This window comes from Stenotrophomonas sp. GD03777, assembly GCF_029842485.1.
In the GTDB taxonomy this organism is placed as follows: Bacteria; Pseudomonadota; Gammaproteobacteria; order Xanthomonadales; family Xanthomonadaceae; genus Stenotrophomonas; species Stenotrophomonas sepilia.
Genome location: NZ_JAOCGL010000001.1, coordinates 58,223 through 84,897, shown reverse-complemented (window position 1 = coordinate 84,897; position 26,675 = coordinate 58,223). Strand labels below are relative to the sequence as shown.

The window sequence follows — 26,675 nt, the reverse complement described above, 5'->3', positions numbered from 1 at the left end:
CGGGGAGGCACCATTAGAGCGCGTCAGAGGAATAAGGATGATCCATTTACCACCCTTGATTGTGGAGCGTCGGCACGCGGCAGGTACTGTGCGCCACCAACTACGTCCGGCTGCAGATGTCGTCGTACGCGCCGTTACCTCTGTGAAGATATCTCCTCGAGTCGAGCAACCGCTCTGGGAGCTGGACACCGGAGAACGAATAGTTGTCACCAGCCGGAGCGGCGTGGTGATTCCAGATGGCGCAGACGGTGTCTTGCGCGAACGCGACGGAGCCTTTTCGTGGGTGTCGCATCGCTTGATTGAGCAATTTGTCCAAGAAGCTACGCGAGTAGGCTGGCATGAACAATCCCGCCGTATTGCGGCTAAATGGAATGGCCGACTCGCGTTCCGTGCCGAGGTTCGCCAGCGCGACGACGGCGAGGATCCAGGCGAGGCAGGACTGCGCCCTCCGCAGCTAGGCGCGCTCCATGCGATCGGCGCGCACTGGAGCCTGGACCTGCGACCAGCCACGGTGGTAATGCCCACCGGCACCGGCAAAACCGAAACGATGCTCGCAACGCTGGCGGCCTATGCGCGGAATCCGATTCTGGTTGTTGTTCCGTGGGACCTGCTGCGTAAGCAGACAGCCAATAAATTCCTGGCATTCGGCCTGCTGAGAGCGCTGGGCGTGCTGCCCCATGACGTACCCAATCCAATCGTCGGCATCATGACAAAGCGGCCCACGAGTGTGGCCGATCTGGAACTGTTCAACGAGTGCAATGTGATTGTTGCTACCATCCATACAGTAGGGGTGGGAGTTGATACGCAATTGCTCGCGACGATTGCGCAACGATGCAAGGCGCTGATACTGGACGAGGCGCACCACGTCGCAGCCACCAACTGGAACAGGCTGAAAACCGCGTTTCAGTCCGTACCCATTTTGCAGTTCACTGCAACCCCGTTCCGTCGTGATGGCCAACTTGTCGACGGCCGCGTCATATTCAACTACTCCCTTGCGTCCGCTCAGCGTGATGGCTATTTCAAGCGCATACGGTTTGAACCAATCCATGAGGTCGGCGGCACTACCCGTTCTGACCACGCCCTGGCCGCGGCCGCCGTTCATCAACTTCGGCAGGATCTTGGCGAAGGCCTTGATCATTTAATGATGGCGCGCTGTGCCAGCATTGGTCGCGCCGCGACGGTCTACCAGATCTACCACAACCTTGCACCCGACCTCCGCCCCGTGCTGATCCACTCGGACGAGCCCGAAGCCGCAGTGCGCTTGGCGGCATTGCGAGCGGGGCAGGCCCGAATAGTAGTGTGCGTGGACATGCTCGGCGAAGGCTTTGATCTGCCGCAGCTCAAGGTCGCTGCCATCCACGACATGCACCGAAGCTTAGCCATTCTATTGCAGTTCGTTGGCCGATTTACCCGAGTGGCGGGCGCTCGCATCGGTGAGGCGACTGCATTGGCCAATCTCGCAGATCCCGGTGCTGCCCATGCGCTTGAGAGGCTCTATAGTGAGGACGCAGACTGGAATCAGATACTCAGCGAGCTGAGTTCACAGGCCGCACGAGACCACGCCGAGCTAGTCGAGTTCCTGCAGACCTCCCAGCGGCTTGACGATACGGACGAATTCAATGTAGCCATTTCTCAACAACTACTACGCCCAGTATTCAGCACGGCGGTATATCGCGTCCCCAGGTTCCTCCCGGAGCGCTTCCATTCCGGTCTTGCCGAAGCGCGTCACGTGCACGCAGTTTGGCTACATCACGCCTCCCAAACACTGTACTTCGTAACGCGAACCGAACCCCGCGTGCGTTGGACGCAGTCCAAAGGTGTGCGCGATCGGGAATGGGCTCTTTTCGTCCTCCACTATGATCCTTCCATGGGGCTACTCTTTCTATCGTCTACCGACCATAGCTCCTTGTTTGGCGAGTTGGCCGAAGCAGTCAGTGGCGAGTCAGAGCTTATTTCGGGCGAGAACATGTTTCGGGTACTGGGGCACATCAATCGCTTGGTGTTCCAAAGCATGGGAGTCAAGAAGCACGGTCGGCGCAACCTCAGCTTTGCAATGTACACCGGTGGCGATGTTGCCCAAGCCTTGGGAATGACCGAGCGCCAGGGCTCGGTCAAGAACAACGTTAGCGGCATTGGCTGGGAGGCAGGAGCAAAGGTTTCGGTCGGCTGCTCTTACAAGGGCAGGGTCTGGTCGCGTGAGCAAGGAACAGTGCCCGCATTGGTCAATTGGTGCAAAGCCATGGGTACGAAGCTGTTGGATGACAGTATTGACGTCGCCACGATCATTGCTAACGTCCTTATTCCAGAGGAGGTGACCGGCCTGCCGCCAGATAAGGTCATCCTCTCCTTGGAGTGGCCTGCAGAACTTTTGGCAATGGCCGAAGAGCGGGTGGTGTTGGCAACGAATGCGGAGCCGGCTGATAGCTGGCCGCTGTACCTTGTGGACATCGATTACGACGGCACCCAAGGGAACGATGTCTATTTTTCCATCAGGACGGATGATCAGGAGCCACTGGCAAAGTTAGTCCTTTCAGTCGGAGGCAGAACCGGCTATAGCGTGGCACAGACCGATGGCGACCAAATCCTGATCAGCGTCGGCCGCCGGACCCTGGCGCTGGATGCGTATCTATGCGAGTGCCCGCCACTACTTCGATTCGTAGACTTGTGCGAGCTGGACGGCAACCTTTTGATTCGCCCCCAAGATCCACGCCATCTGGTGATCGACGACTCGCGGTTCGAATCTTGGGATTGGACTGGTGTTGATATCACGAAGGAGTCGATGTGGAAGAACGGGGCGCTGCGCCAAGATTCCATCCAATGGAAAGCGGCACGACACTTTATTGATGGCGGCTTCGAAGTCGTTTTCGACGATGACGCTGCCGGTGAGGCGGCAGATCTGGTTTGCTTGAAGGAGGAGGACGATTCGATCCGCTTGGCATTGATACACTGCAAGTTCTCGGGCAATGCTGCGGCGGGTGAGCGAATTAAAGACGTCGTGGAAGTGTGTTCGCAGGCCATACGTTCCGCAAAGTGGAAATGGCGATTCGCTGATCTCGGCAAGCACCTCCTGCATCGCGAGGATCGGCTGAGGCTTGAGAATCGACTAACCCGGTTCTTGGAGGGGGGCGCCGTTGACCTGAATCGTATTGTGCGTGCAAGCCGATTCAAGCCAGTTGAGGTAGAGGTTCTGGTTGTTCAGCCCGGCATTTCTGCGGCGGCACGAAGTGATGATCAGAACATGGTTCTAGCATCCGCTGCTGCGTACTTGAAAGAGACGATTGGCTGCGACTTGGATATCGTGTGTAGCATGTAGCGCTCTGGAAACTGCAACTATCTAACAAGCGAAAGCTGGGCAGGGCGCTACTTTGACCTGCGCGGCGCAAGCAGCTCCACGTTCGCACCCGGCACGGCTCCCATCTGTTCCAGACGATCCCTGACACTGCTGTACGACTCGTAGAACTGCGCCCACTTGCTGAAGCCACCGAGTTCGCCAACCGCGCGAATCATGGCAACGTGGGATGCAGTTAGCATGGCCACCTGCGACTCGAGCTCCAGAATTCGAACATCGCGATCAGCCAACGCGTTTGCCGCAGAGGCACCAGAGAGCTTGCCGGTCCGGCCACGCCAACGACGGTACTCGGCTTGCCGCTCCTGATACTGCGCAAGCATACGACTCCGCTCTGGGCTCCGGGTAACTGACGACGCAGCATTGATCCGCGGGTGCAAACGCGCGACCGCACGAGCGGTAATGTCTGCATCGCGAGCAAGAAGATCGTCCAGCACCTGGCGCATTTCCGGATCCGGATCGGACACAGCCTGTTGCAACAGATCAGTACTCATCCATGACCCCCTTGCGACGTGGAAGCGAGAGATCGGGACCATCCGGAAATGGCCTTTCGCCGGGCTTAGTTGCCAGTAGCCTGCGCACGCCTGTTAGCCGTTCCTTCGCATGCTCGATCTGGTTTGTACGGCCGATGCTCTTAGACGGTCTGGCCTCGGCGGTCTCGATGGCCCCGACGAGCTTGAGCTCAAGCGTCTCCAAGTGTCGGCGGTTTTCTGGCAGGTTCGTTGCCGAAAGATGGCGGCAGCCGGAGAAGCATTCAAGGTGTTTAGGGCATGGATCGACAGTGAAACTGTTCAAGCAATGTCCATAGGGGGTTGCATGAAAACCGTCGGCTTCGATCCTCAGGAACTGGAACGCTGCGGCGTCACCTTCAGTACTCTGGATGCGCTTGAATTCGTCCACGATTGGCCCGCTGGCTTTTCCGTACTGGATCATCTTCGCGACCGTAACTGCCTTCTCTCCTAGCGCGATCGCGACATCTTCAGGAACTTCCAGCTGATCCAGCTCCTCAGCCAGGCTGCGATGATCGTAGTCGTGGCTTTGAGCCACGCTGCGACGGTTGAAACGCTTTGAGATGATGGTGTCGGCTACACCGAGACGAAATAGCTCGGTGTTCTGCAAGTGGCGCAGCATGTGGGATGTGAGCACCAAGTCCTTGTCTCCTTCAGATTCGCCATAACGTTTGAACAGCGTATCGCGAGACTTCTGCTCGCCAAGAGACAAACCAACCAAGCGTGTATCAGGCCTTCCAACGGAGACATATCGCGTGACGTCGCAGAGTCCTCCATTTCGCTCTTCCGCCAAGGATCTCTTTGGATGCAGAAAAAGAAACTCCCAAGAAGCAAAGCTACGATCGGGCAGATTGAAGGGCTCGGTGTCCGGTAGCTTGGACACAGCTTCAGCACGGAGGTACGCCTCTAGCTCTCCCACTCTCACGAAGATGTCGCCTATGTCATGCTTGCCGTGGAGCGAGATGGCTGCTCCATCAGTACTTCTAAGCACCACCGCACCACCGTGCCTTCCATTGAACTCTGCCAGGCGACGAACATACATGCGAGCGGCCCCATTCAACTCGCCAGTACCGTTGAGCCGTCTCTGCTCTTGCATCCTCTGCAGTTGATCAAAGCTTTGGGATGAGTAGTCCTTCCGACACGCTTGTATCCAAGTCCGTTTCTCTTCCTCGCTAATGTCTAGCCAGAAAGCGTTACCTGTGACGCGGGTGTAAATCTCCGTAACCGGGACGAGCTCACTTAGCGCAAAGTCAGGCATAATTCGCGCTGTTTCAGTTTGCCTTTTAAGTGTACTGCGCAGAGGGGTAGTGATCGCCGCAGCGCGGACTAGTGTCTCGCTCACAATTTCCTCGAACATTCGCGGAACATAGTGAGTCTTGTCGATCAGCAAACTGCCACCGGCACCGTTCGCCTGCTGCTTCTCGGCAAAGTGTCGAATCATGAGCGACTGGGAATAGCCTCCCAACTCTCCTGCAGGTCGCTGCCTTGAGTCGTAGTAGTGTCGGTCCGTCCGCCACGCAGCAGGCAAAAGTGAGGCTTCTCCAATTCTGAATCCCGTCAAGATCATAATGCGAATCGCTGCAAAGCGAAGTTCGTCTACAAAGGTTCGGGGTTGCTCAGTCATTACGATTCGCACCAACTCCCAGAAAGCGCGACGCTCAGGCAGACGCTCAGAGCGCTTTCGATCTTCCAGGTTGTCCCGAATCTCCTCATAAGACTTCAGGAATTTGGACCGTCTAGTGGCTCTAGGCTGCAGTCGTGAAGTGGCCAGGGCAGGGTAGAGCGGCCCCACATCCGCCAAGTGATTGGCATCAAACAAAACCTTGATCAGCCCCGCGATCAGATCTCCAAGCTTCCCCGATGCCTGCATGCCATTCGCCACACTAATTGCTAGAGCTAGCTCATCGCGCGTCACGCTCCATGGCTCTACGCCTGCCGCACACGTAGCGATCACCCGCAAGGGGCGCACCACATTGTTGGCGACATGACCGAAGGAGTTGCGACGAACATAGAGTTGGTCAATGACTGCTGCTTTGATGAGGTCCTGCCATGCCTGCGACAGCGTATGACCAGGGAGAGATGGCAGTCCGCTTGAAGTGCGGGCGGCATTGAGCGCATCAAGTGCAGGCGGTTCGGCACTGAAGTGTCGCAAGCGATGCTTTGGAGCAACGCCTCCTGCCAGCGCTGTGAGGTCCCACTCATGCCCTTTGATCGCCGTGCCAGCTTGGTCCAGTGGAATATCCCAGGCGACTTCATGCGTTGAAGCCAGCCTCTTGGCGAAATGAATAAAAGCCTCGTAATGGGGGTTCATGACGGCGAACCTTCGAGCTCGCTCAACACTGCCTGAACTGCGACAACAGTTCTCTCGAGCTGCAGATAGGCCGCAGACGCCCCCTCACCACGAGATGAGTCATGAAAGAATCGCACCACGGACCGGAAGTCTTCTAAGACTCTTGCGTGGATCTGAGAGTCGTATATCGGCATGAATTTTCTGCAGCCGTAGCATGACAGGATCGGATTGTAGGGGCACGCAACTTGATCTGAGCTGCACCCTCCGATTCCAGCTATTGGCACTCCATGTGGCGCTCCTCCTATCTGCTGGGATTCCTTTAGCTGCGCCAGTTCCTCGGCGTCAATGAAGCGGTCGTGCGCGATGCGCGCCACGCGCTGATAGATGTCAGAGATTCCAAGTGCTTTGTTTACACGCTCAGCTTGGTTGGCCGAAGTTTCGTAGTACACGAGCGCGGTAGTTATGTCCGTATGCCCAAGGAACTCAGCTAGCTCCTCCTGACTAGCCCCCGCATCAACGAGGCGCTGAGCAGCTGTGTGGCGTAGATTGACAGCGGTCACATCCTGCCCGAGCAAATTGCGAAGTAACGAGCTGATGCGGCGACTTGCTTCATTAGCAGATACAGCGCCGAACACCCTGGCATTCACATCATCGCCACTGACCCGAAAGTGCCGATCAGTCTCGACGAAAAGCGGGGTCCACTCCCGCTTTACTCTCCTGAGTAGTGGCTTAGAGGCGCCGGAGCTGCGCTGTTTAGCCATGCGAAAGGTCACGTGAACGGTAGCGAGAAGCTCGTCAGCATCCAGGCGAACTTTCAGGTCTCGGAAGGTCAGCATTGCAACCTGAATTGGCCGCATTGCAAATTGGTAGGCACAAAGCAACATGGCCGCGTCCTGCAATTCTTTGAGAGGAAGCAGCGACCGTCTACATTTGTTCGTCGCGTCATCAAGAAATCGAACTACCGCAGCTTCATCGTTTGCTGAGATGAAGGCTTCTCCTGATCTTACGGCGGCGTACTTGTCGCTGAAGGGGAGGGGTAGGGCAGATACTAGTTCATGGTAGGCGTCGGACCAGTCATTGATTCGATGCTTACAAAGCAACTTTAGGACCGATTTTGCGCAGGAGTAGCCGTCGGGAGGCAGTTCTTTGGCGAGAAGGATGGTCCAAAGAGCTGAAATTCCTGTGGGCCTAGCGCCCAGCAGTTCGGCGATATCTTCTTGCTCCAGGTGCTTCGCGCCTAGGACGTACTGTGCAGCCGTCCTGGGCGCGGCCCCATCTCCAACCATGCGGAGAAAAACGTGCTTTAGCAGCTCTCCAAATACCTCATGGACTGAACTGAAATCGAGGTTGATGACACTTCCATTCGCATGAACTTCGAAGCGACTAGCTGCAGCAGGATCACGAATCGAGCGAAGCGTGTCATCAAAATCGTCGTAGTATCTAATCACGGGAGGTAGAGGAGGAACCTGTGCAACTACTTGACGCAAACTAGACCAGTCAAGGCCAGGGCAATGAAGACGTCGCATGTTCACTTTCCTATCCAGCGGTGGAATTCAGGAAGGAATTGCTCTGAGGACTTCGACTCGCTCGTCGAACTCATTGTTCCATACCGACGACAGACGGTCTTCAAAGACCGCCCGCGCATAGCGAACTGGCATCTGTGATTCTCGCGACCAGCCAAAGAATGCCCGAAGCTTTTGGAGCGCTTCATCCATGGAATCTCCTCGGTGGAGCAGCTGGTTCAGCCGCACTACGGCGCAGGTGTGGCGAAGGTCGTGGGGGGTTACAGACTCCCTCCCACATCGCTCTTTCAGTTCCCTGATAGCGGAGGCGGGTAACTTTGCTGAAATTGCGAGAAACATCTTTGTCAATGATTCAGTAGACATAGGGCTGTTTTGCTGAGTGTTCAGCAGAAAAGCGTGACCAGGCCTGCCTCGATGATTCTCAACATAGGTCTGTATCAGCTCCGCGATAGCGCCACTTACCGGCAATTGACGCACAGAGTGCGCCGACTTGATGCTGGGCTTCGAGTACCTCGGGTCGTCGCCGCTATCGGAGTATGGGCTCGATCGCACGTTCATCCAGAATCGCGACCTTTGCCGCCGCTCATCGAATCCATCCTTGATCACGTCTGCAGTAAGCGACAGGAGCTCGCCGCGCCGAAGGCCTTGATGCAGCATCACCAAGAAGGCAACAAAGGCGAGCCAGCGAGTGTGTTGCCGTACAAAGGGATTGGTAGTCGATGCAGGATCTAGCATCTCGTACAGGGCTTTGATCACGCTGGCCGGCAATGAACGAATCTGGCTCTGCTGGCGGCTCTTGCGCACATGGAGCTGACCATACAAGTGGGAAAGACGATGGAGGCGAGCCTCAATCTGCTGGAGCCGGCCTGTTGGTAACGTTGACTTAGACAGCCACGTGACCACCGAATCGACAAATGCTAGGCCGGTGCGCCAACGTGATTCGTCAGCCGGACCAACGAACGCCTGGTTGCGAATTGAGATGAACCAAGACTCAAGAATCTCGGCGAGCACGACATCATCAAGTCGAACAAGGGCATCATCCAGCGCATTGACTCCGAGCTGACGGTCCGCGTGCACGTACAAGTTTTCGATGTAGCGAAGCTTCTTTACCTGACTGGATTCGGCGAGGTCATGGCTAGACATCAATGACCATACGATAGCCCAGTACCGCGGCAGTCTTTGAGCATTGTCAACGAGTAGAACACCTCGCAATGGGGCTGGAACCTGAGGGTCATCAAGCACATTGAGCAAGGGCTGTTTCCCGTTGAGGAAGCAGCGCCATATGTACCATTAAACAGGGTTGTGTTGCATACACAAGACTGAAGGTTGCGCCATCTACGCAACACCCTGTAAAGTACCAGAATTTCGCATAATGTATATTATGTTCAAGATGCTGCGGGGGTGGCTGGCACGGCTTTTGCCTCGCCCCCTGTCCCTGTTGCGGCATGGAGCCTGATTGTGCGTGATCGGAACCTAACCGGCCCTTGGGCCGGTTTTTCGTTTAAGGCTGGCAGACTGGTCACTCCCGAAGGCCGCGAGTTGGAACCGCAGGATCTGGCCTGGCTGTCGCTCACCGCTGCGCAGGCACAGGAATGGCGCCGGATGATGGGCGAACTTCGCGGTGATGCTCGATCGGGACACCCTCGAAACCGTTGCAGCACTAGGGCCGCCCGAAACACCTTTCCTGCAGTGCCGGCTGAGGTGATCGAGGTGGCCACCCTTATGGCGCGGCGGCAAGAGCGGTTGTCCAGGGTGTTGGCTGGTCCCGACGCCGAACCACCTGCAGGTGTCCTGCCGATACCGGGGCCGAAGCCTCGCCAGCGCGTGTAAGGCGCTTCCGTAGGGGCGCTGCCCCTACACCCCACATCATTGCTCCCGGCAGCGCTGCCAACCACCCGCAGGCGAAGATACCTGCGCCCAGCCGTTGGACAGCTTGCGGAAAGCTTGGCCGCCGATGCAGGCGAATCCGGAACGCTTGGAAGCTTCGGAGCCAAGAGATGGAAGGCCGATCACGCTGTCGGAAGGTCCGGGGCGACCGGCACGATGCGCCTCATCTGAAAGCGTGCGGGCCTCAAGGCGCTCGCAGTACGCCTTCATGCCTGGGTGGGGATGATTCGGCCACGCCAATTCTTGGCAGTTGAAAGGCGTGGTGGTCTTAGACATTGAGTTATGAGCAGCCCTGGGTGCAGCAGCCAATGGCTTGGGTCTGGGCCCGACCGCCGACTGAAGCTGAGCGGTAGCGGCTGGTGAAAGCGCCAGCAACACAACACAAAAAACGACACGGATATCCATACCCCCCCCCTAAGTAGCTATGCCAATCCCTGCGCAGCCTACCACGGCACCCAAAAACGCCAAATGTCCCACGTAGTAGCCATAGAACAGTTTCCCAGAGCGCGGGACTGGCACGTTGAGATAGCCAAGGCGGAGCGCTGGAATGGCGAGCAATGCCCAGGCATTGCCGTTGTATAGGCAGACGAGGCCCATGCAGCACCACACCGGCCACGGATGCCTGCCCTGCCCTCTGTACCACCCCCAGCCCGACAGAACGAGCCATACACCCGGCCACGCGTAGTCCAGCACCATAGGGGCCAGAACAGCTAGCAGGATCACCAACACCCACCGGCGCCGTTCAATTGCCCAAACGAGGCCGGCCGCAGCTGCGAACGTAAGCAGTACGTTCAATGGCAGCCATTCGCCGAACGCCAGCACGGCGGCGGGAGTCGCGACGACACCCCATAGCAGCAAACGTCGCGCAGACTTCGCCGAATCGGCACCAGACTGGGCGAGGTTGTAGGCCATCACCAGGGCGAAAACAGGAAACGCCACCCGGCCCAGCTCAGATACGACGGGCACGTAACCAAGCCCGAAGACCTTCAACACATGGTCGCCGGTCATCAGCACCAGAGCGAGCCATTTCAACAGTTCGCGCCCTCCGCTGGTCATAGCCGATTCTCCCCCTTCGGAGTCGTCATGTAAGTGCTGGTCGGTATAGGCGGCGACTCAGGAAAGCTCCCCATCGCACGCTGACCGCGGCTGATGGTGGCACCCTGAATTTCCCGCTCGTTGATCTCCCGCATTGCGCGATTCATCTGCGTCTGTGCATCAACGAATCGATCCTCCCTGCGAGGTAGATAAGGCTCGTACTGGCCGCGCCTCGCAATGTATCGACACGTAGGGTCATCAAGGTCGTAGCGCGTGCCCTGCTCCGTTACGCAGTTGCAACTCGGCTCATCGTGCTGACCGAGACCGTTCTCTCCGCCCAATGAAGACATGCAAAAGAGCCGGGGCGGCTCACTTGGAAGGCTTAGCTTGTCGTCGTAGACAGGGGCGCTCCACGGCTGCGACGGCACGCGTGGCAGGTAGCCATCGACATATTCTTTCAACGGTTGATGGGCACGGGCGCCACCTGAGCCGCCCGCCGTCGCTGACGCTCCGTCGCGCGGCACAGTCGCGCCATTCGGAGTAGGCAGATGAGAGCCGTCCGCGTTGACCCCGCGTTTGTCGATGCGCCAGAAGGCCTGATAGAGCATGAAGATGCCGAGTGCAATCAATAAGGGCAATGCAATCACGTACCAGGGGATGCGGCGCTGCGTCGTATCAAGCTCAGTGGACTTGTACGTCCCCATGGGGCGCTTTGGCAGCTTCTTACGACGTATGACCAGCGGCGTAGCCTTCTCGGCGCTGGACTCAAACCGGTCGAACTCACGAAGGTGGACGAACTTGGTGCCGAACCTACGGCGGACGTGGATATGCCGCTCAATCAGGTCATGCACGAACTGATCGCACTGCTTGTCGGGAGACTGGCTGACAAAAATGAAGTCCAAGCCACGATGGCGATGCTTCGCCAACTGCTCCACGTGATGCGGAACCTTGGCGCCCGGCGCACGCTTAGGAAGCATGCCGTGTTCGTATGCCTCATCGACCAACGCAACGGCGCCATCAGGCAAGAAGCTCGGCCAGTCACGAAACTGCTCGGGCGTCATCTCCAGAACGCCGGTCTTCGCGTAGTCGAACTCGCGAATATTGCAGGCGTAGACGATGCGCCCCTGATCCTTGAACTCAAGCAGCCGCTCGATTGCGTGAAGCGTTTTGCCGTGTCCAGGCTGGCCGGTGTACCAGTAGATCATGAGCCACCTCCCAGCTGATCGGCAACGGCCTTTGGCACAATGAAAATCTTCCATGCCATGCGAACCGTAAGCGCTGAAAAGATCATAGAGAAGGCAATGCCAACGCCCAAGTACGAGAGCATTTGCCAAGCAGGTCCATCAATTCCCCCGATGAACTGCATGACAAACTCTTTCAGCTTGGGCAACAAGGCATTGAACGTGACCGTTGTGAGGCCGAAGGTAGCAAGCGCCTTGCCAGCAAGGCCCGCTGCAACATCACGCGTCTTCCCCAGCAAGTGGCTGACGCCATTCGTGATCCAGTCCCAGACCATGCCCATTAGAAAGATGCTCCCATGAGAATTCGAATTGCGGTGTAGGCGCCGAAAATCAGGATCAGCGCACGCAGGATCGCGGCGACATTGCAGAAGTACGGCATATCACCAGCGGAGACGGTCTTGCCCATGATCGTGATCGAAGGGGGCTCAGGGCAGCTTCCACCACCGCCAAACATGTTGCTCGTGTCGAGCCTGTCAGTGGAAAGGCCGATTCCCCAGTTCTTTGCGCTGGCGACGTCGGCCGCGACATCACCCGTACTGGCTGGCGTACCCTGCCCTTCAAGCACGTCGGCAACGCCATTGCCGTTCGCATCCGACTTGCTGCCACCGGGCGTCTCGGGCTTCTCACCGGCCATCTTTTCCAAAGCACATGCAGAGCGCCATTGCATGAGCAATCCAGCGTATTCCATTGCGTTGCACTTTTCGCCGGTACAGGTAGGCATGCCCGCCTGCGAGCACTGACCGCCGCTGATGTTGTTGTTGCGACGCGTATTGCAGTCAATACGCCATTGAATGCGCGCCTGACCGCACATGATCGGCGACCCGCTACAGGACGGCGGGGATTGGCACGTGTCGCCGCCGGAGAACGAATCGTTGTCATCGGGGCCAGTGGGATCCGGCTCACCGTCATTGTCCTTGTCGCGTTTGCACGTGCCGTCAGGTCCACGCACCTCGCCGGTAGCGCACTGCCCGTCGCCAGGAATGCAGTTGCCCAGCGGGCTGCGAACCATGCCGGACGGACACTCTTCATCCTTCTTCTTGCAGGACCCCGCAACCAAGGCCATCCCATCAGGGCATGGCTTTTCATCGGTGCATGCGTTGCCAACAAGGACTTTTCCCTGAGGACACTCCGGCTCAACCGGCTGGCAAACACCGAGCATCGCGTTCCAGACCATGTTCTTTCCCTGCGCGGCGCAGTCTGGCTTTTTGTCGCAAACCTTGCCATTAGGGGTATAGGTCGTTGTGTCGTCAGCGTTCTGCCTGTAGACGACCTCGCAATTACTCACGCATCGCACTGATCCAGAGGGCGGAAAGAACGGCGTTGTCTTGGATGGCTCAGAAGAGCACTTATTTGTCCAGTACCAGTACCCCCCAGAGTAAGGACCAGTCTCCGAGCCGTTCGCGTTCTTGCCCCAATACAACATGTAGAAACGCCCTTTTGTGGGCCCCCCATCCATCGTGCATTGCTTTCTCGTCACCCCCTTCGGGATAGTGGCATCGGCGGGTGGAGTGTATGCGTTGCACTGCGATCCCGCCTCTGCAGCAGAGCATTCCTGACCGTCAAGCCGACAGTCCTTCTCCTGCGCGCTGGCTTCATTGGTGCTGAGCCATGCTGCAACGGAAGCCACTACAAGATAGGCCAACCGTCGAACGATGGCCGATGCGAAAAGACGGGCAAGAAATCTCATCACAACCCCTCGAAGGCCAGCCATACGGCGCCACAGATAGCCACGATGACGAAGTAACCCATAATCTTTCTCCCAAGAAAAAGGGGGCGAACGTTTCCGCGCGCCCCCTGCCCTACCCTGCGCGGCGTTACTTCGCAGCCCGCTTGGTGTAGGCCCACACCACCAGGATGCCGAGCAGCACGGCACACGCACCGATGATCAGCTTCATGTCGGCGTCACCGCCGCTGATGGCGGTTGCGATGGCCGCACCCGGGGACGAACCGCCGGATGCGAGGGCGGCACCCGACGCCATCAGGGTGGCAACACCGGCAGTGACCTTGGCCGGGACGGAAGCGCCGATGCGGCGCAGGTTGTTCTTCAGTTCCATGGTTTTCCTCGTCATTTCAGTAGACCCCTAGGCGAGCCGCGCGGAACGCGAGACGCGCTTTCAACCCGATTGCCCACGCGCCCACGATGGCGAACGCGACAAGGGTTCCATCAGCCAAGTCCAGGGGTGGAAGAACTGGCTGGTGGTACGGCATCCAAACCGGCACAGAACAAGTGCCGTCCTGCTGCACATTCTCGGCAGCACAACCGACGACATAGAGCGGTGCCGGATCGGACATGGCTTAGGCCTTCGCTGCGACCGGGCCCGGTGCGGGCGACGGCGTCAGCAGACGAATGCGACGGCCGAAATCGAGGCCGCCATACTTGTTGCTCTCCAGCGACGACGGGCACAGCTCGTAAGTGCCCGGCTTGTATGGCTGCTGGTCATCGTCAAGCGTCAGCTTGAACGGAAGCGGGAAATCCCCCGGGCGAAGGATCGCTGCTTTCTGCTCACGAAAATGGACTGCAGCCTTGCCTTCCCGTGCTGGGAATGAACGGGTTTCGACCTGATCGGTCATGACTTCAACTTTCATAGTGGGATCACCTTCCAAGCGATTGTCCGGCCGAATGCAAATGTGACTTTCCACGGGGACGGCCAGAACACCCCGGTAGCCTTGTCGAACCATCCGCCTTTGGTTTTGCGGATGTCTGCCTCACCGCCGAGCGCCTCGCGGGCCTCTTTCGGTGCTTTCCACCAACGCAGTTCGCGCCTGGACTCTTCATTGAGTCCGCCGACGCCGCTGGTGCGGAATCCTTTGGGAAATGCGCCCGCAACGACGCTTGTGAATTTGCTCGCGTACTTGGCGAGATAGCCGACGCAGTTGCGCGCCTTTTCGATCTGGCTGGAACCATGTGGCCACCAGCCACGCTGATCGACCTTGCCGAAGTACATCCCCTTCGGCACCCACACCATCACGTGGTAATGGGGGCGAAGCCGTTGAGTGAGTTCACCGACCCATACGTAACGGAACACTTCACCTTTCCACCGTTCTCGCCTATCTCGAGTTCGATTGAAGAAGCCGCGCATACGCTTAAGTAGCTCGCTAACGTCACGAGGGCTGCTATCGCTTCCCTCTCGGTAGGTGAGCGTGAGGAAATACCACGCGCCACGGCGCGAACCTTTTTGCGCCTCTTGGTCATGAAGCCGTGCTCCGGTGATGACGGACTTTCGCAGCCGCTGCGCCTTCGCAAGAAGGGGATCAATTTCGATGGTGACCCGGCCAAGACGGACCGGCGTGTCACTTGTTTTGTAATAGACAAGCCCAAGGGCGTCGGCCGCTGCGCGGCCGTCGCCCTTCAGCAGTTCCCCGACACGGAAATACTCCTGCAAGGACGTGCCAGAAGCGCGCTGCGCACGACGCATGTCCTCATTGGCGATTTCCACGCTGCGCTGCCCTGCCCTGTCCATAGCCACGGACAGGTCGAATGCCCGCAACTCTGGCGAGCGCGGATCAACAGGAGTCGGCGGGATTTCAATGCGGCCATCCGACTCGGTGCATTCAAAGCAGCAACCACCCTTGAACAGGTACGTGGCGACGTTGCCGCAGAAGGCGCAATGCAGGTGCTGGACGGCGCTCATTTCTTGCGCCCTTCCATGGCCCGCAGCCATGCGATGAAGGCGACGACGACTATCCAGCCAGCCACAATCGAGGCGTAGCACTTGAAATCGTTCATCGCCCGCCCTCGCTGTCGTCAGCAATCCACATGACGACGCAGGCGCAGAGAACGAAAACGCCGAATGCGATCACGTTGATGCGCAGGAACAGGTCGAGCGGATCGCCTGCCATCTGGATCACCGGGGCTGTGATGAAGGTAGGCGGGGCCGGGATCATCGGCGCACCTCGGCCAGTGCCTGGGCGACAACGGCAGCCTCAGCGGCCGGGTTGGAACGAGTCGCAGCCAGTGCGACAGACAAGCGGCGCGGAATCAGCGCCAGCCCGAAGGAGACGGCCGCAATGCAGCCAGCAAGAACGACCCCGATAAGCGCATCCATTGCCCTACCCCATCCCCAAGCCCCGCCCCAAGGGAGCCCGCCAGCGGCCTTGGGGTGCCGGTGGCGGGTGTGGTCCATTCGGACCACGCGGAACATGTAATCTAAATGGACCACACGTTGTCAACCAAGAGGACACCATGACCGCCGTAGGTGAACTGCTCGACGCCGCCCGCGAACGCACGGGAATCCCGTCTGACAACGCTTTGGCGGCAAGGCTAGGGATTCAGCGCCAGCTTCTGTCGAAGGCCCGAGCGGGCGAAAAGCCGCTGTCCGATGAGCGAATTGCGCAAATCTGCGCGCTTGCCAAGCTCGATGGCCCCACGTGGATCGCGATGATCCATGCCGAGAGGGCCACGACGGCCACCGAACGGGCGCTATGGCGGCTGATGCTGGACCGAATGGGCGCGGCGGCTGCGGTCGTCGCGCTGGTAGCGCTGTCGATGCCAGGCCTCGCAAACGCAAAAACCGCCCAAATTCAGGCGGTTAGCGGTGCCGACAACGGCGGTATGTATATTATGTTCATTACGCCATTGCCCGATCCAGGCTTCACCAGTCACGCTCCTGATCCACTCCAGGCGCCGGCCTGATTGTCAGTGATTCGATCACTGCCAACCGCCCTTTGGGCTTCCCTCAACCTCTGCAGGAATGGCAAAGGATCTTGCGGATCTGACAGTTTCGCCGATTCGGCACCAACGACCGAGGCCTCAGGAGCGCGTTCTGGCACCCCAGCCGTAGCCACTCACTGGTCGTGACGCGTCACGCTATTCGGCTCGTTCCATGCCGGCGAGCTCCATGCCATCTAGGCGCGGGCCCGCGTCGATGCGCTGAGGATGAGCGCCACATACGCAATCAACGTGCCGGCCGCCAAACCCCAAACCTCCATCTCCCAGTTCCTCCGGTACGGGGATGGGCCTGTCACCGCCCAGACCAACAGCAAGGCGGCCGTCACCAGCACCGTCCTGTTGGCGATGGAAATGAGCTTGTCTGCAGATTCATGGCCCAGATTGGGATCCCATCCGAAGAGCCAACGCAGGCGCTTCCAGTAGTCGTGCCCCACAGCCAACAGAAAGAGGAACGCGCCCGCCAGCAGACTCAGCAAAAACTGTACCAATGGATTCAAGGGACATCCTCAGGAATTGTGCAGCCAGCCTCGGCTGGATATCGCCGACCACGCGCGGCGGACGCATCGCATCACAGGAACCTGTGCATCACAAAGACATCCACCAAGCCCAGCGTCCCATGCCGGAACGCCTTCGGTAGCGTTCCCACCACATCGAACCCCAGCTTCCGGTACAGCGCCACGGCCGGGGCATTGGTACTGACCACGTAATTGAACTGCATGGCCAGGAATCCTTCCGCCCTCGCCCGTTCCAGACTGTGTTCCACCAAGGCCCGGCCAAAGCCCTGCCCCTGTGCCAACACATCCACCACATACGTGGCGCTCGCCACATGCGCCCCCAGATCAGGGAAGTTCGGGCCCATCTTGTACATGCCCACCACCCGGCCCTGCAGAACGGCCACATAAGGTGTCTGCGACAGGAGCCAATGCACGCGAAACGTTTCGACTTCAAAAGAGCCGGCAAAGGGCAGCGCATCCTGCGCCGCAATGGCCGTCTTGAACATGCCCCACATCGCGTCGAAATCGCCTGCACGGGCGGGCCGGATCTCCATGCGTCTCCTGCAGATCTGTGGTCGTGACCAGGCCGGACACTACCAGAATCCAGCGCCTGCCCCGTAGCTGCTTCACGCGCCACCGCCATCGGCTCCGCAATAGTTGTGGAAATTCCGGCCCTCAGAGCAGTAGATGTCTCCTGTTTCCGTGCACATCCCGCACCGGCTTCGACGGTGGCGCGTTCCCGCCTACGTCCTGCTGGGCATCTACCTGCTGTACCTGCTGGCCGGCAACATCTTCCTCAATACGCCACTGTTCGATCAGGTCACCAACCGCAAGCCGCACAAGTTCGTGATGACCACCGGCCCGGCCATCACGCTGCTGCCCGGCCATGTCATCGCCTGGAACGTGCACATGCGCGGCCACGTGAACCACACGGTCTACGTGCTGCATGCCGAGCGCGCCAGCGCCCGGTTGGCGGTGCTGCCCCTGTTCCAGCGCGAGGTGCGGGTTCCGCGCTTGCAGGCGACGGGGGTTTCCGCCGAGATCAGCCGCGTCGAAGAAGCCATCCCGCCACCGCCGCGCAGCGACCGCGGCTGGACGCTCCGTTTCGACGCCATCCACAGCGACAGCATCCGCAGCGCACGCTTTGGCAAGTTGCTGATCATTGGCAAGGGCCGGGGTACGGTGGGCTTCCTCAAGCAGCTGCGCGGCGGGCCGTCGGAGCTCTTCGAATCCGAGGTGGCGTTCAGCGATGCGGACACCAGTTTTGACGGCGTGCAGCTGTTGGGCGACATGGATCTCACCGCGCGCTTCAGCTATCCGCGCCACTATCGGGACCAGGCGCCCGGTCTGGCCAAGTTGAAGTTGCTGCATGCCCAGCTCGATGTCGACGCCCGCAGCCAGGGCCTGCGCATGGACACGGATGCCACAACGCCGAAGATCTCCAGCGCGCCCGTGCCCGGACGCCTGCAGCTGGCGCTGCACCTGATTGACGGCCAGCTGCAGCCCGGGGACCGCGCCATCTGGCAGGTGCCGCTCTACCTGGGTGATGGTGCCCCCAATCGCGGCGTGCTGGCCCTGCAGCTCAATGTGTCCAACGACCTGCGCCTGCAGGCCCGCCTGCCGCCCAAGCCCGGCTCAGGCAGTGAAGTGGATGCGGATCTGCGCGTCCGTGGCCGGGACGTCCCCTTCCAGCAGCCCGCCCAGCTGCTGGAACGCAGCTCTGGTACCGTGCGCGGCGAATGGACGTTCACTTCGCTCAACTGGATCCCTGCCCTGTTCGTCCGCAAGCCGTGGCTGCAGCTGGACGGCGGCGGCACGCTGAAGGCGGACCTGCGCGTGCGCAACGGCGAACTGATCGAAGGCAGCACCGTGAACATTCCGGCCGCCGAAGCCGTGGCCGAAGTCGCCGGCGTACGCCTGGCCGGCACGGCCAGCGCCCATGGCGAACTGAAGGCCGGCAGCCCCAGCCAGGCACAGCTGGCTGTCCGGCTGCCACGATTCACTGCACGGCCAACCGATGCCAAGGATGTGCGCCTGTTCGACGGCCGTGATCTGGCCCTGGACCTGAGCGGCGACGGTCGCCTGCAGGAGCTGCGCAAGGGTGTCCGCGCGCACCTCCGATTCAGCCAGGCAACCATTCCCGACCTGGCCGCCTACAACCGTTACCTGGGCTCGCCGCAGGTGCGGCTGCTCCGTGGCACCGGCAACCTGAGCGGCGATGCCACGCTCGACACCGATGGACGCGTCGGCCATGGCACTGCCCGGCTGCTGGGGCGCAATGCCAGTGCCAAGGTGGCAGGACTGGACATGGGCGGCGACATCGACGTGAAGGCAACACTGCGCCGCGGTGACTTCAATCAGCGTCATTTCGATCTGTCCGGCACCACCGTCGAACTTCGCAATGTGCAGGTGGCGGGCGCAGAGCGGGCAAGCGCATGGAAAGGTCGCGTGGCCTTCAAGCGTGGCCGCATCGACGCGCAGTCGCCCTTCCAGGTCGATGCCACCACGGATCTGGATCTCAGCGATGCCCGGCCGTTGCTTGCACTGTTCGCAGAGCGTACCGACTACCCGCGCTGGACCCTGTCGCTGTTGGATTCCGGCCAGGTGCAGGCACGGGCGACGCTGCGCTGGCGCCCGGGCCATCTGATCATCGATGGACTGCAGGCCGAGAACGATCGGCTTTCGGTACGCGCGCGGCTGGATCTGCTCGACCAGCGCAAGCGCGGTGATCTCTATCTGCGCTGGGGGCTGCTGGGTGCGGGCATCGAGCTGGACGGTGACCAGCGCCAATGGCACCTGGCGAAAGCAAGGGAGTGGTTTGACCAGCGACCTTCCCTGCTGCCAGCGAGCCAGGGAGCGGGTGCCGTCGGTTCTTCAGATTGAAGGCCAGCAACCTGCATCCGTTCGCTGCCCCTGTGCGTAGACAGGCAGCACAAGCATCAGGGAGCTGCACGCTATGAAGCGGAGTTCACAGGTTTCCGGATTTCTGGGATGGGTGGCGATCACCTTCGTCGCGGCAGCCTTGGGGGCGTGGGCGTCCACGTCCGCGGCAAGCTTCTACGCTACCCTCACGCTTCCGGCATGGGCGCCACCGGCCAGCGTCTTTGGTCCGGTGTGGACGCTGCTCTACGCCATGATGGCGGTTGCCGCGTGGCTGGTCTGGCGCGAACGTGGCTGGCGCGGGGCACGACCCGCGCTGCTGCTCTATCTGGTGCAGCTGGCCGTCAACGCACTGTGGAGCTGGCTGTTCTTCGGCTGGAAGCTGGGCGCGCTTGCCTTCGCCGACATTCTCGTATTGATCGTGTTGGTGTGCGCGACGATCGTCGCGTTTGCGCGTACCCGCCCGGCCGCGGCAGTGCTGCTGCTTCCCTATCTCGCCTGGATCCTGTTCGCCTCGGCGCTCAACTTCGCCGTCTGGCGGGCCAATCCAGGGCTGCTGTGACACGCGGATCCAGCGTTCAGGCCTGGGCCACGGCCTGTGGGCACCAGGTCCGCAACAGGCCCGGCTTGAACGCCTGCTGCCCGCAACCGGTGGGGCACCGCACCACTCGCGCTGCAGTATGGCTGACCAGGCCCTGCCCTTCTTCTGCCTTGAAGATCGTCTCGCAGGAAAGGCAACGCGCTACCAGCGAGTACAGGTGCAGCAGCCGGCCACTGGCTGGATCCTGCAGTGCATCCACATCCAGCAATTCAAATTGGCAGCTGTCAGGGAGCATACGGTACTGGGGCGCGGGTGCGGTCTGCAGGTTCACGGGCGTGGCATCTGTTGGAATTGCAGTCACCGTAGGGCAGCCGCTGTCTAGCTGGCGTGCAGCGCAGATGTGCTGGCCGCGAAACCTGCACCGGTCTCTGCATCGAAATCTGCTAGGGTGCGCGCCGATGCCTACATCCACATTGCCAGCACAACCCGATCACCCCATTGCCCTCAGCGCCGCCCTGAAAGCGCACACCCGAGCGGCCCACGATCGCCTCGACCAGCACCTGTTGCAGCAACACATCTTCGCGTCGCGCCAGCGTTACCTCTGCTTCCTGCGCGTGCAATGGCACTTCCATAGCGCTGTTGCGCCGCTGTACCGGATGCAGGATCCGGGCGCGACCCGCTTGCCGCTGATCGAGGAGGATCTTCGCGACCTCGGCGCTTCCATGCCGGCACCCCATGCCTGGCAACCGCAGCCGCATGTGTTCTCGAAAGCGACTGTTCTGGGCTGGCGCTACGTGGCGGAGGGCTCGACGCTGGGGGCGGCCGTGCTGTTGAAGATGGCCGCTGCGTTGCAGCTTCATGCCGGATACGGAGCGCGCCACCTGCGCCCTTCCAACCTCGGTGTGGCCGAATACTGGAGACGCGAGCGGGAGGAACTGGATGCCCTCGTTTTAAGTGGCCAGGAGCGCGCACAGGCATGCAGGGGCGCGACAGACGCCTTCCAGTTCATCCGTCGCTGCGTAGATGAAGAATTCAGGTTTGAATGAAAGACCCTTCACATTCACGTGGTGGTATGCGGCGGCACGCTTTTGCTTCACCATCCATGCACACCGGATGCAGTGCTGGGCCGTTCCAGCCATCCACGAATCATGAGTCCCGCCCTTGACGCCTCCTACCGAATCCGCGCACGACACTGCCCTGTCCCGTTGCGCGCGCGAACCGATCCACACCCCTGGCGCGATCCAGCCCTACGGTGTGCTTCTGGTCGTTGAACCGCAGTCCCTGCAGGTACGCGAGCGCGCCATCAGCCACCCCGGGCTGCTGAAACAGTTCGGCGAACCGTTGATGCAGCACGTCAGTGAAGTGCTGGGCGGCGTGCTGGCACCGTTCCAGGGCGTGTTGCAACAGGCGACGGTGGGCAGCAGCGCGCATGTCGGTGCGGTGCACCTGGATGGGCACGGCCGCCATCAGCTGCTCGTGCACCGCTCCGCCACGGATCTTCTGGTCGAGCTGGAGGCGCCGGTTCCCGGCCAGCCCGGTTCGCTGGAAGAACTGTATCCAGCCATCCGCGAGCTGATGACCGGCATTGAATCGGCAGCGACGGTGGAAGACCTGTGCAGGCTTGCGGCCGCGCACATGCGGCGGCTCACCGGCTTTGACCGCACCCTGGTCTATCAATTCGATGCTGGCTGGAATGGCATCGTGGTGGCCGAAGATGGCAATGGCCTGTTGCCGTCCTACCTGGACCTGCGCTTTCCCGAGTCGGACATTCCCGCACAGGCCCGCGAACTGTACCGCCGGAACCGGGTGCGCCTGATCGCAGACAACAACTATACCCCTACCCCGCTGATGCGGGCCGAAGACCACCGCGAGGCGCCACCGACCGACCTGAGCCTGGCCGTGCTGCGCAGCGTGTCCCCCGTGCATCTTCAGTACATGCGCAACATGGGGACCGGGGCGTCGATGTCGGTGTCACTGGTACATGAGGGGCGGTTATGGGGCCTGGTGTCCTGCCACACCGTGCAGCCACGCCGCCTGCCCTACCACGTGCGTACCGCCTGCGAGTTCATGGGCCAGATCCTGTCGCTGCAGATTGCACTGAAGGAGCGCGCGCTCGCGATTGAAGAACGCGTCGCGCGTCGCTCGATACTGGTCAAGCTGCTGGGCCGCATGGCCGGCGACGAAGAATTCATGGCGGCCCTGCGCCAGGACGAAGGCAGCCTGCTGTCGCTGACCGGCGCGGCCGGGGCTGCCATCGTGCACAAGGGCGACTGCATGCGCGTGGGTGAGTGCCCGCCCGCCAGCGACGTGCTGGCGCTGGCCGATTGGCTGGCTACCCGGCAGCCCGGCCAGGAAACCTACTGCACCGACCACCTTGCTGCCGACTGGTCGCCTGCCGCGCACCTGGCCGATGTAGCCAGCGGCCTGCTGGCAGTGTCCATTTCGCAGCTGCATGACAGCTACCTGATGTGGTTCCGGCCGGAGGTGGTGCGAACCGTGCGCTGGGGGGGAGACCCCCGCAAGACCGCAGCGCCCGGCGTCGCACTCTCCCCGCGGAGCTCCTTCGACGCCTGGAAAGAGACCGTGCGGCAGCGCAGCCTGCCGTGGACCGACGCCGACTGCGATGCGGCACACGAGATGCGCACGGCCATCGTCGATATCGTGCTGCGCAAGGCCGAGGAGATGGCGGAACTGAACGAGCAGCTCCTGCGCAGCAACAAGGAACTGGAAGCCTTTTCCTATTCGGTCAGCCACGACCTGCGCGCCCCCTTCCGCCACATCGTGGGCTATTCGGAGCTGCTTGGCAGCTCGGCGGGCGACCGCCTCAACGAGACCGAGCGCCGCTTCCTGGATACGATCGTCGATTCAGCAAAGTCCGCCGGCACACTGGTGGACGACCTGCTCAGCTTCTCGCAGATGGGACGCTCCACGCTTGGGCGGGTGCGTCTGGACATGGCTGCGCTGGCCGAGGACGTGCGCCGGAGCCTGGCGCTGGATTACGCCGGCCGCGACGTGCAGTGGACGCTCGCGCCGCTGCCGGAGGTGGAAGCCGACCCGACGATGCTTCGCCTGGTCTGGCAGAACCTGCTGGGCAACGCGATCAAGTTCACCCGCGAGCGCGAGCACGCGATGATCGAGATTGGGCACGGCCGCAGCGACGACGAAGATCACTTCTTCGTGCGCGACAACGGCTGCGGCTTCGACATGCGTTACGTCGACAAGCTGTTCGGCGTGTTCCAGCGCCTGCATCACATCGAAGAGTTCGAAGGCACCGGCATCGGCCTGGCCAACGTGCGCCGCATCATCGGCCGCCATGGCGGCCGTACCTGGGCCGAGGGCGAGCCCGGCAAGGGCGCGACCATTCACTTCACCCTACCCCGCTCCACAGGAGAACACCCATGAGGGACCTGCGGCCGATCCTCCTGGTAGAGGACAGCCCCAAGGATGCAGAGCTGACGATGGCCGCGCTTGAGCGCTGCCAGCTGTTGAACGATGTCATCCATGTACGCGACGGCGCCGAAGCGCTGGATTACCTGCGCTGCGAAGGCAAGTTCGCCGGTGCCATGCACGGCGGCCCGGTGGTCGTGCTGCTGGACCTGAAGCTGCCCAAAGTCAATGGCTTGGAGGTACTGGAGCAGGTCCGTGGCGACCCGTACCTGAGCAGCACCCCGGTTGTGATGCTGACCTCTTCGCGCGAGGAGCAGGATCTGGTGCGCAGTTACGAACTGGGCGTCAACGCATTCGTGGTCAAGCCGGTCGACTTCAAGGAATTCTTCGACGCCATCCAGGGCCTGGGCATGTTCTGGGGCATCACCAACCAGCCGCCACCGCATCGACCCAACGGTTCGGGGCAGCGCAATGCGTGATGGATCGCGCCGCAGCGAGCGCCTGCGCATCCTCATGCTGGAGGACAGCGCGCTTGATGCGGAGCTGATCAGCGCCCAGCTGCAGCGTGCCGGCCTCGATTTCGAGGCCGAGCGCCTGTGGACCCGCAACGCGTTCATCGAGGCCATCGAAAACCGCCCGTTCGACGTGATCCTCGCCGATCATGTCCTGCCAGGCTTCGATGGTGACGCAGCACTTGCCCTGGCGCGCGAGTGCGTGCCGCAGACGCCTTTCATCTTTGTTTCCGGCACCCTGACCGAGGAACTGGCGGTACAGGCACTCACGCGCGGTGCCCGCGACTACGTGGTGAAGCAACGCCTGCAACGCTTGCCCGATGCGATCCGACGCGCCCGCCAGGAGGCGCACGAGCGCACCCAGCTGGCCAATGCGCAGGCCGCCCTGAACGAAAGCCAGGCCCAGCTGCAGATGGTGACCGATGCCGTCCCGGCGCTGATCGCCCAGTTGGACAAGGACCATCGCTACCGGTTTGCCAACAAGGCGTTCCTGGACTGGCATGGATTCAGCCTTGCAGAACTGCTGGGTCGGCCGGCTCGGGATGTCAGCGGCATTTCCGCCTTCGAGCACGCCCTGCCCAGCCTGGAACGCGTACTGCAGGGCGAGCGCACCCGCTTCCAGGTCGAACTGATCCATCGCAGTGGCGAATCACGATTCGTGCAGATGGACTGCGTGCCTGAGCATGCCGCCGATGGCAGCGTGGCCGGGTATATCTGCCTGGGCAGCGACGTCTCGCTGCTGAAACAGGCCGAGCTGGCCCTGCGCGAAGACAACCAGCTGCTCGAGCAGCAGGTACAGGCACGCACGGCCGAGTTGCGCGCCAGCAAGCGGCGCCTGCAGACGATCTTCGAATCCAGTTTCCAGCACCAGGTGCTGCTGGATCTGTCCGGACGCGTGGTCGATGCCAATGACGCGTCACTGGCCGCGGTGCTGGCAGACAAGAAGGACGTCGTTGGCCAACGCTTCGCCGAATCGGTCTGGTTCGGCACCACCGAGGGCATCAGCGCGCTGATCGATCGGGCCGTGGCCGCAGCCGTACAGGGCCGCAGTTCACTGCATGCGCTGGAACTGGAACTCCCGACCGGGCGGCGCAGCTTCGATTTCTCGTTCCGTCCACTGCTCGATACGGAAGGGGTGGTCACCGCTGTGGTCTCCGAGGCCGTGGAAACCACCGCGCGCGTGCAGGCTGAGCATGCCCTGCGCCAGTCGCAGAAAATCGAGGCGGTCGGCCAGCTCACCGGCGGCATCGCACATGATTTCAACAACATCCTGACCGTCATTTCCGGCAATGTCGAGCACGCCATGCTGCTCAGTGAAAGGGCTGGCGAGGCCGGTGCGCTGGTGGGCCGTGCGCTGGACAATGCGCTGAAGGGGGTGGGCCGTGCCGCCAGCCTGACCCAGCGCCTACTGGCGTTTGCCCGCCGCCAGCCGCTGCGCAGCCAGGCCGCCAACCTCAACGAGCGCCTGCTGGACATGCACGACATGCTGCAGCGTGCGCTGGGTGAGCTGGTGCAGTTGGAGATCCGCAGCGCCGAGGACATCTGGTGTGTCGAGATCGACGTCAGCCAGCTGGAGGCCTCCGTACTGAACCTGGCGGTGAATGCCCGCGATGCGATGCCGCACGGCGGCCGGCTGGTGATCGAGGTCGACAACAGCCACCTCGACCACGACTACGCTGCGCTGTTCCCGGATGCGACGCCGGGCGAGTACGTGATGCTGCGGGTGCGTGACAACGGCCACGGCATGGATGCGGCGACGCTTGCCCGGGTCTTCGAACCCTTCTTCACCACCAAGCAGGTTGGCCGTGGCACCGGCCTGGGCCTGTCGATGGTGCACGGGTTCGTCAAGCAGTCAGGCGGCCACGTACTGATCGATTCGGTGGAAGGCGGCGGCACCAGTATCACCATGATGTTCCCGCGCTCACCGCTGGCCCTGCCCTCCGAAGCGCGTCCCCCGCAGACCGGCCTGGCGGGCTACTCGCCGCGCGAGGAAACCATCCTGGTGACCGAGGACAACGACGATGTCCGCGCCCACACGGTGGATGCACTGCGGCTGCTGGGCTACCGGGTATTGGAAGCCCACGACGGCCCCTCCGCACTGCGGCTGCTGGAACGCCCTGATACCAAAGTGGACCTGCTGTTCTCTGACGTGGTGATGCCCGGCATGTCGGGCTGGGAGCTGGTGCGTGAAGTCCGTGAACGCTGGCCGGAAGTCGCCGTCCTGTTCACGTCGGGCTATCCGCGCGACCACGACCAGGTGGGCAGCCAGGGACGGGCCGTTGCACTGCTGCCGAAGCCGTTTACCCGCAGTGACCTGGCGACTGCGGTGCGCACCGCGCTGGAGACGGTGCCACTCTGAGA

Annotated in this window: 26 protein-coding genes; 9 read left to right on the top strand and 17 right to left on the bottom strand. The window is 61.1% G+C overall.

All coding sequences use genetic code 11. The features are described 5' to 3' along the window. The first annotated feature begins 37 nt into the window (after positions 1–37). On the top strand, positions 38–3,313 hold the full coding sequence (locus N5E02_RS00400; RefSeq protein WP_279945686.1) for a DEAD/DEAH box helicase family protein: 3,276 nt from the start codon (positions 38–40) through the stop codon (positions 3,311–3,313). 47 nt (positions 3,314–3,360) lie between these two features. On the opposite strand, the gene N5E02_RS00395 is transcribed toward N5E02_RS00400, so the two are convergent. The 4 genes from N5E02_RS00395 to N5E02_RS00380 are packed head-to-tail and all read right to left on the bottom strand — an operon-like array spanning position 3,361 to position 8,811. Continuing rightward, positions 3,361–3,840, bottom strand: a complete 480-nt coding sequence (locus N5E02_RS00395; RefSeq protein ID WP_279945685.1) for a hypothetical protein — start codon at positions 3,838–3,840, stop codon at positions 3,361–3,363. Further along, complete coding sequence (locus tag N5E02_RS00390) at positions 3,830–6,166, bottom strand: hypothetical protein (RefSeq protein ID WP_279945684.1); 2,337 nt, start codon at positions 6,164–6,166, stop codon at positions 3,830–3,832. The genes N5E02_RS00395 and N5E02_RS00390 overlap by 11 nt, the downstream gene beginning before the upstream one ends. Further along, positions 6,163–7,671 carry a site-specific integrase gene (locus tag N5E02_RS00385; RefSeq protein WP_279945707.1) on the bottom strand — a complete coding sequence of 503 codons (1,509 nt, stop codon included), beginning with the start codon at positions 7,669–7,671 and terminating at the stop codon, positions 6,163–6,165. Before N5E02_RS00385 ends, N5E02_RS00390 begins: the two co-directional genes overlap by 4 nt. Positions 7,672–7,698: 27 nt before the next feature. After that, complete coding sequence (locus N5E02_RS00380) at positions 7,699–8,811, bottom strand: site-specific integrase (protein ID WP_279945683.1); 1,113 nt, start codon at positions 8,809–8,811, stop codon at positions 7,699–7,701. A gap of 258 nt (positions 8,812–9,069) precedes the next feature. Between N5E02_RS00380 and N5E02_RS00375 the strand changes: the two genes are divergently transcribed. Beyond that, a complete protein-coding gene (locus N5E02_RS00375; protein ID WP_345782197.1) occupies positions 9,070–9,498 on the top strand; it encodes a DUF3653 domain-containing protein in 429 nt (142 codons plus the stop codon). Positions 9,499–9,534: 36 nt separating this feature from the next. Here N5E02_RS00375 and N5E02_RS00370 read toward each other — a convergent pair whose 3' ends face one another. From N5E02_RS00370 to N5E02_RS00325, 10 genes are all read right to left on the bottom strand, one after another. Next, positions 9,535–9,960 carry a hypothetical protein gene (locus tag N5E02_RS00370; RefSeq protein ID WP_279945681.1) on the bottom strand — a complete coding sequence of 142 codons (426 nt, stop codon included), beginning with the start codon at positions 9,958–9,960 and terminating at the stop codon, positions 9,535–9,537. A 9-nt stretch (positions 9,961–9,969) separates the two neighbouring features. Next, positions 9,970–10,611, bottom strand: a complete 642-nt coding sequence (locus N5E02_RS00365) for a TraX family protein (protein ID WP_279945680.1) — start codon at positions 10,609–10,611, stop codon at positions 9,970–9,972. Next, positions 10,608–11,795: a zonular occludens toxin domain-containing protein gene (locus tag N5E02_RS00360; protein WP_279945679.1), complete on the bottom strand. Its 1,188-nt coding sequence runs from the start codon at positions 11,793–11,795 to the stop codon at positions 10,608–10,610. Before N5E02_RS00360 ends, N5E02_RS00365 begins: the two co-directional genes overlap by 4 nt. Further along, positions 11,792–12,112 carry a DUF2523 family protein gene (locus tag N5E02_RS00355; protein WP_279945678.1) on the bottom strand — a complete coding sequence of 107 codons (321 nt, stop codon included), beginning with the start codon at positions 12,110–12,112 and terminating at the stop codon, positions 11,792–11,794. The genes N5E02_RS00360 and N5E02_RS00355 overlap by 4 nt, the downstream gene beginning before the upstream one ends. Then, positions 12,112–13,116 carry a virulence factor TspB C-terminal domain-related protein gene (locus N5E02_RS00350; RefSeq protein ID WP_279945677.1) on the bottom strand — a complete coding sequence of 335 codons (1,005 nt, stop codon included), beginning with the start codon at positions 13,114–13,116 and terminating at the stop codon, positions 12,112–12,114. The genes N5E02_RS00355 and N5E02_RS00350 overlap by 1 nt, the downstream gene beginning before the upstream one ends. Before the next feature lie 529 nt (positions 13,117–13,645). Beyond that, positions 13,646–13,885: a hypothetical protein gene (locus N5E02_RS00345; RefSeq protein WP_279945676.1), complete on the bottom strand. Its 240-nt coding sequence runs from the start codon at positions 13,883–13,885 to the stop codon at positions 13,646–13,648. Positions 13,886–14,126: 241 nt separating this feature from the next. Further along, positions 14,127–14,417, bottom strand: a complete 291-nt coding sequence (locus N5E02_RS00340) for a single-stranded DNA-binding protein (protein WP_279945675.1) — start codon at positions 14,415–14,417, stop codon at positions 14,127–14,129. Next, positions 14,414–15,292: an inovirus-type Gp2 protein gene (locus tag N5E02_RS00335; protein WP_279945706.1), complete on the bottom strand. Its 879-nt coding sequence runs from the start codon at positions 15,290–15,292 to the stop codon at positions 14,414–14,416. Before N5E02_RS00335 ends, N5E02_RS00340 begins: the two co-directional genes overlap by 4 nt. A gap of 262 nt (positions 15,293–15,554) precedes the next feature. After that, the gene (locus tag N5E02_RS00330) at positions 15,555–15,716 is read right to left on the bottom strand and encodes a hypothetical protein (protein ID WP_176698764.1); all 162 of its coding nucleotides are present in this window, start codon (positions 15,714–15,716) and stop codon (positions 15,555–15,557) included. Next, positions 15,713–15,877 carry a hypothetical protein gene (locus tag N5E02_RS00325; RefSeq protein ID WP_176698763.1) on the bottom strand — a complete coding sequence of 55 codons (165 nt, stop codon included), beginning with the start codon at positions 15,875–15,877 and terminating at the stop codon, positions 15,713–15,715. Before N5E02_RS00325 ends, N5E02_RS00330 begins: the two co-directional genes overlap by 4 nt. 137 nt (positions 15,878–16,014) lie before the next feature. On the opposite strand from N5E02_RS00325, the gene N5E02_RS00320 reads away from it, so the two are divergent. Then, positions 16,015–16,464, top strand: a complete 450-nt coding sequence (locus N5E02_RS00320; protein WP_279945674.1) for a DUF3693 domain-containing protein — start codon at positions 16,015–16,017, stop codon at positions 16,462–16,464. A gap of 212 nt (positions 16,465–16,676) precedes the next feature. On the opposite strand, the gene N5E02_RS00315 is transcribed toward N5E02_RS00320, so the two are convergent. Both N5E02_RS00315 and N5E02_RS00310 read right to left on the bottom strand, forming a co-directional pair. After that, positions 16,677–16,997, bottom strand: a complete 321-nt coding sequence (locus tag N5E02_RS00315) for a hypothetical protein (RefSeq protein WP_053496645.1) — start codon at positions 16,995–16,997, stop codon at positions 16,677–16,679. A gap of 71 nt (positions 16,998–17,068) precedes the next feature. Continuing rightward, positions 17,069–17,548 (bottom strand): GNAT family N-acetyltransferase, encoded by a 480-nt coding sequence (locus N5E02_RS00310; RefSeq protein ID WP_065184847.1) that lies wholly within the window; start codon positions 17,546–17,548, stop codon positions 17,069–17,071. A gap of 133 nt (positions 17,549–17,681) precedes the next feature. Here N5E02_RS00310 and N5E02_RS00305 point away from each other — a divergent pair, with 133 nt between their 5' ends. Both N5E02_RS00305 and N5E02_RS00300 read left to right on the top strand, forming a co-directional pair. Continuing rightward, on the top strand, positions 17,682–19,877 hold the full coding sequence (locus tag N5E02_RS00305) for a hypothetical protein (protein WP_188238607.1): 2,196 nt from the start codon (positions 17,682–17,684) through the stop codon (positions 19,875–19,877). 73 nt (positions 19,878–19,950) lie between these two features. Beyond that, a complete protein-coding gene (locus tag N5E02_RS00300; protein ID WP_065184851.1) occupies positions 19,951–20,436 on the top strand; it encodes a TspO/MBR family protein in 486 nt (161 codons plus the stop codon). 16 nt (positions 20,437–20,452) lie between these two features. On the opposite strand, the gene N5E02_RS00295 is transcribed toward N5E02_RS00300, so the two are convergent. Further along, positions 20,453–20,746, bottom strand: coding sequence for a hypothetical protein (locus N5E02_RS00295; RefSeq protein ID WP_065178588.1), 294 nt, complete (start codon positions 20,744–20,746; stop codon positions 20,453–20,455). 127 nt (positions 20,747–20,873) lie between these two features. Between N5E02_RS00295 and N5E02_RS00290 the strand changes: the two genes are divergently transcribed. The 4 genes from N5E02_RS00290 (at position 20,874) to N5E02_RS00275 (ending at position 26,673) form a co-directional block, all read left to right on the top strand. Next, positions 20,874–21,461 carry a biliverdin-producing heme oxygenase gene (locus N5E02_RS00290; protein WP_176556917.1) on the top strand — a complete coding sequence of 196 codons (588 nt, stop codon included), beginning with the start codon at positions 20,874–20,876 and terminating at the stop codon, positions 21,459–21,461. A gap of 115 nt (positions 21,462–21,576) precedes the next feature. Further along, entirely contained in the window at positions 21,577–23,817 is a 2,241-nt protein-coding gene (locus N5E02_RS00285; RefSeq protein ID WP_065184856.1) for an ATP-binding protein, read from the top strand. Then, positions 23,814–24,281: a response regulator gene (locus N5E02_RS00280; RefSeq protein ID WP_005416517.1), complete on the top strand. Its 468-nt coding sequence runs from the start codon at positions 23,814–23,816 to the stop codon at positions 24,279–24,281. Before N5E02_RS00285 ends, N5E02_RS00280 begins: the two co-directional genes overlap by 4 nt. Continuing rightward, a complete protein-coding gene (locus tag N5E02_RS00275) occupies positions 24,274–26,673 on the top strand; it encodes a hybrid sensor histidine kinase/response regulator (protein WP_139727079.1) in 2,400 nt (799 codons plus the stop codon). The genes N5E02_RS00280 and N5E02_RS00275 overlap by 8 nt, the downstream gene beginning before the upstream one ends. Positions 26,674–26,675: the final 2 nt, after the last annotated feature.

Excerpts from the sequence above, each read along its gene's own strand:
- N5E02_RS00400 (WP_279945686.1), top strand. The coding sequence starts at position 38 with ATGATCCATTTACCACCCTTGATTGTGGAGCGTCGGCACGCGGCAGGT.
- N5E02_RS00395 (WP_279945685.1), bottom strand. The coding sequence starts at position 3,840 with ATGAGTACTGATCTGTTGCAACAGGCTGTGTCCGATCCGGATCCGGAA.
- N5E02_RS00390 (WP_279945684.1), bottom strand. The coding sequence starts at position 6,166 with ATGAACCCCCATTACGAGGCTTTTATTCATTTCGCCAAGAGGCTGGCT.
- N5E02_RS00385 (WP_279945707.1), bottom strand. The coding sequence starts at position 7,671 with ATGCGACGTCTTCATTGCCCTGGCCTTGACTGGTCTAGTTTGCGTCAA.
- N5E02_RS00380 (WP_279945683.1), bottom strand. The coding sequence starts at position 8,811 with ATGTCTAGCCATGACCTCGCCGAATCCAGTCAGGTAAAGAAGCTTCGC.
- N5E02_RS00370 (WP_279945681.1), bottom strand. The coding sequence starts at position 9,960 with ATGGATATCCGTGTCGTTTTTTGTGTTGTGTTGCTGGCGCTTTCACCA.
- N5E02_RS00365 (WP_279945680.1), bottom strand. The coding sequence starts at position 10,611 with ATGACCAGCGGAGGGCGCGAACTGTTGAAATGGCTCGCTCTGGTGCTG.
- N5E02_RS00360 (WP_279945679.1), bottom strand. The coding sequence starts at position 11,795 with ATGATCTACTGGTACACCGGCCAGCCTGGACACGGCAAAACGCTTCAC.
- N5E02_RS00355 (WP_279945678.1), bottom strand. The coding sequence starts at position 12,112 with ATGGGCATGGTCTGGGACTGGATCACGAATGGCGTCAGCCACTTGCTG.
- N5E02_RS00345 (WP_279945676.1), bottom strand. The coding sequence starts at position 13,885 with ATGGAACTGAAGAACAACCTGCGCCGCATCGGCGCTTCCGTCCCGGCC.
- N5E02_RS00340 (WP_279945675.1), bottom strand. The coding sequence starts at position 14,417 with ATGAAAGTTGAAGTCATGACCGATCAGGTCGAAACCCGTTCATTCCCA.
- N5E02_RS00335 (WP_279945706.1), bottom strand. The coding sequence starts at position 15,292 with ATGGACAGGGCAGGGCAGCGCAGCGTGGAAATCGCCAATGAGGACATG.
- N5E02_RS00330 (WP_176698764.1), bottom strand. The coding sequence starts at position 15,716 with ATGATCCCGGCCCCGCCTACCTTCATCACAGCCCCGGTGATCCAGATG.
- N5E02_RS00325 (WP_176698763.1), bottom strand. The coding sequence starts at position 15,877 with ATGGATGCGCTTATCGGGGTCGTTCTTGCTGGCTGCATTGCGGCCGTC.
- N5E02_RS00320 (WP_279945674.1), top strand. The coding sequence starts at position 16,015 with ATGACCGCCGTAGGTGAACTGCTCGACGCCGCCCGCGAACGCACGGGA.
- N5E02_RS00310 (WP_065184847.1), bottom strand. The coding sequence starts at position 17,548 with ATGGAGATCCGGCCCGCCCGTGCAGGCGATTTCGACGCGATGTGGGGC.
- N5E02_RS00305 (WP_188238607.1), top strand. The coding sequence starts at position 17,682 with ATGTCTCCTGTTTCCGTGCACATCCCGCACCGGCTTCGACGGTGGCGC.
- N5E02_RS00300 (WP_065184851.1), top strand. The coding sequence starts at position 19,951 with ATGAAGCGGAGTTCACAGGTTTCCGGATTTCTGGGATGGGTGGCGATC.
- N5E02_RS00290 (WP_176556917.1), top strand. The coding sequence starts at position 20,874 with ATGCCTACATCCACATTGCCAGCACAACCCGATCACCCCATTGCCCTC.
- N5E02_RS00280 (WP_005416517.1), top strand. The coding sequence starts at position 23,814 with ATGAGGGACCTGCGGCCGATCCTCCTGGTAGAGGACAGCCCCAAGGAT.
- N5E02_RS00275 (WP_139727079.1), top strand. The coding sequence starts at position 24,274 with ATGCGTGATGGATCGCGCCGCAGCGAGCGCCTGCGCATCCTCATGCTG.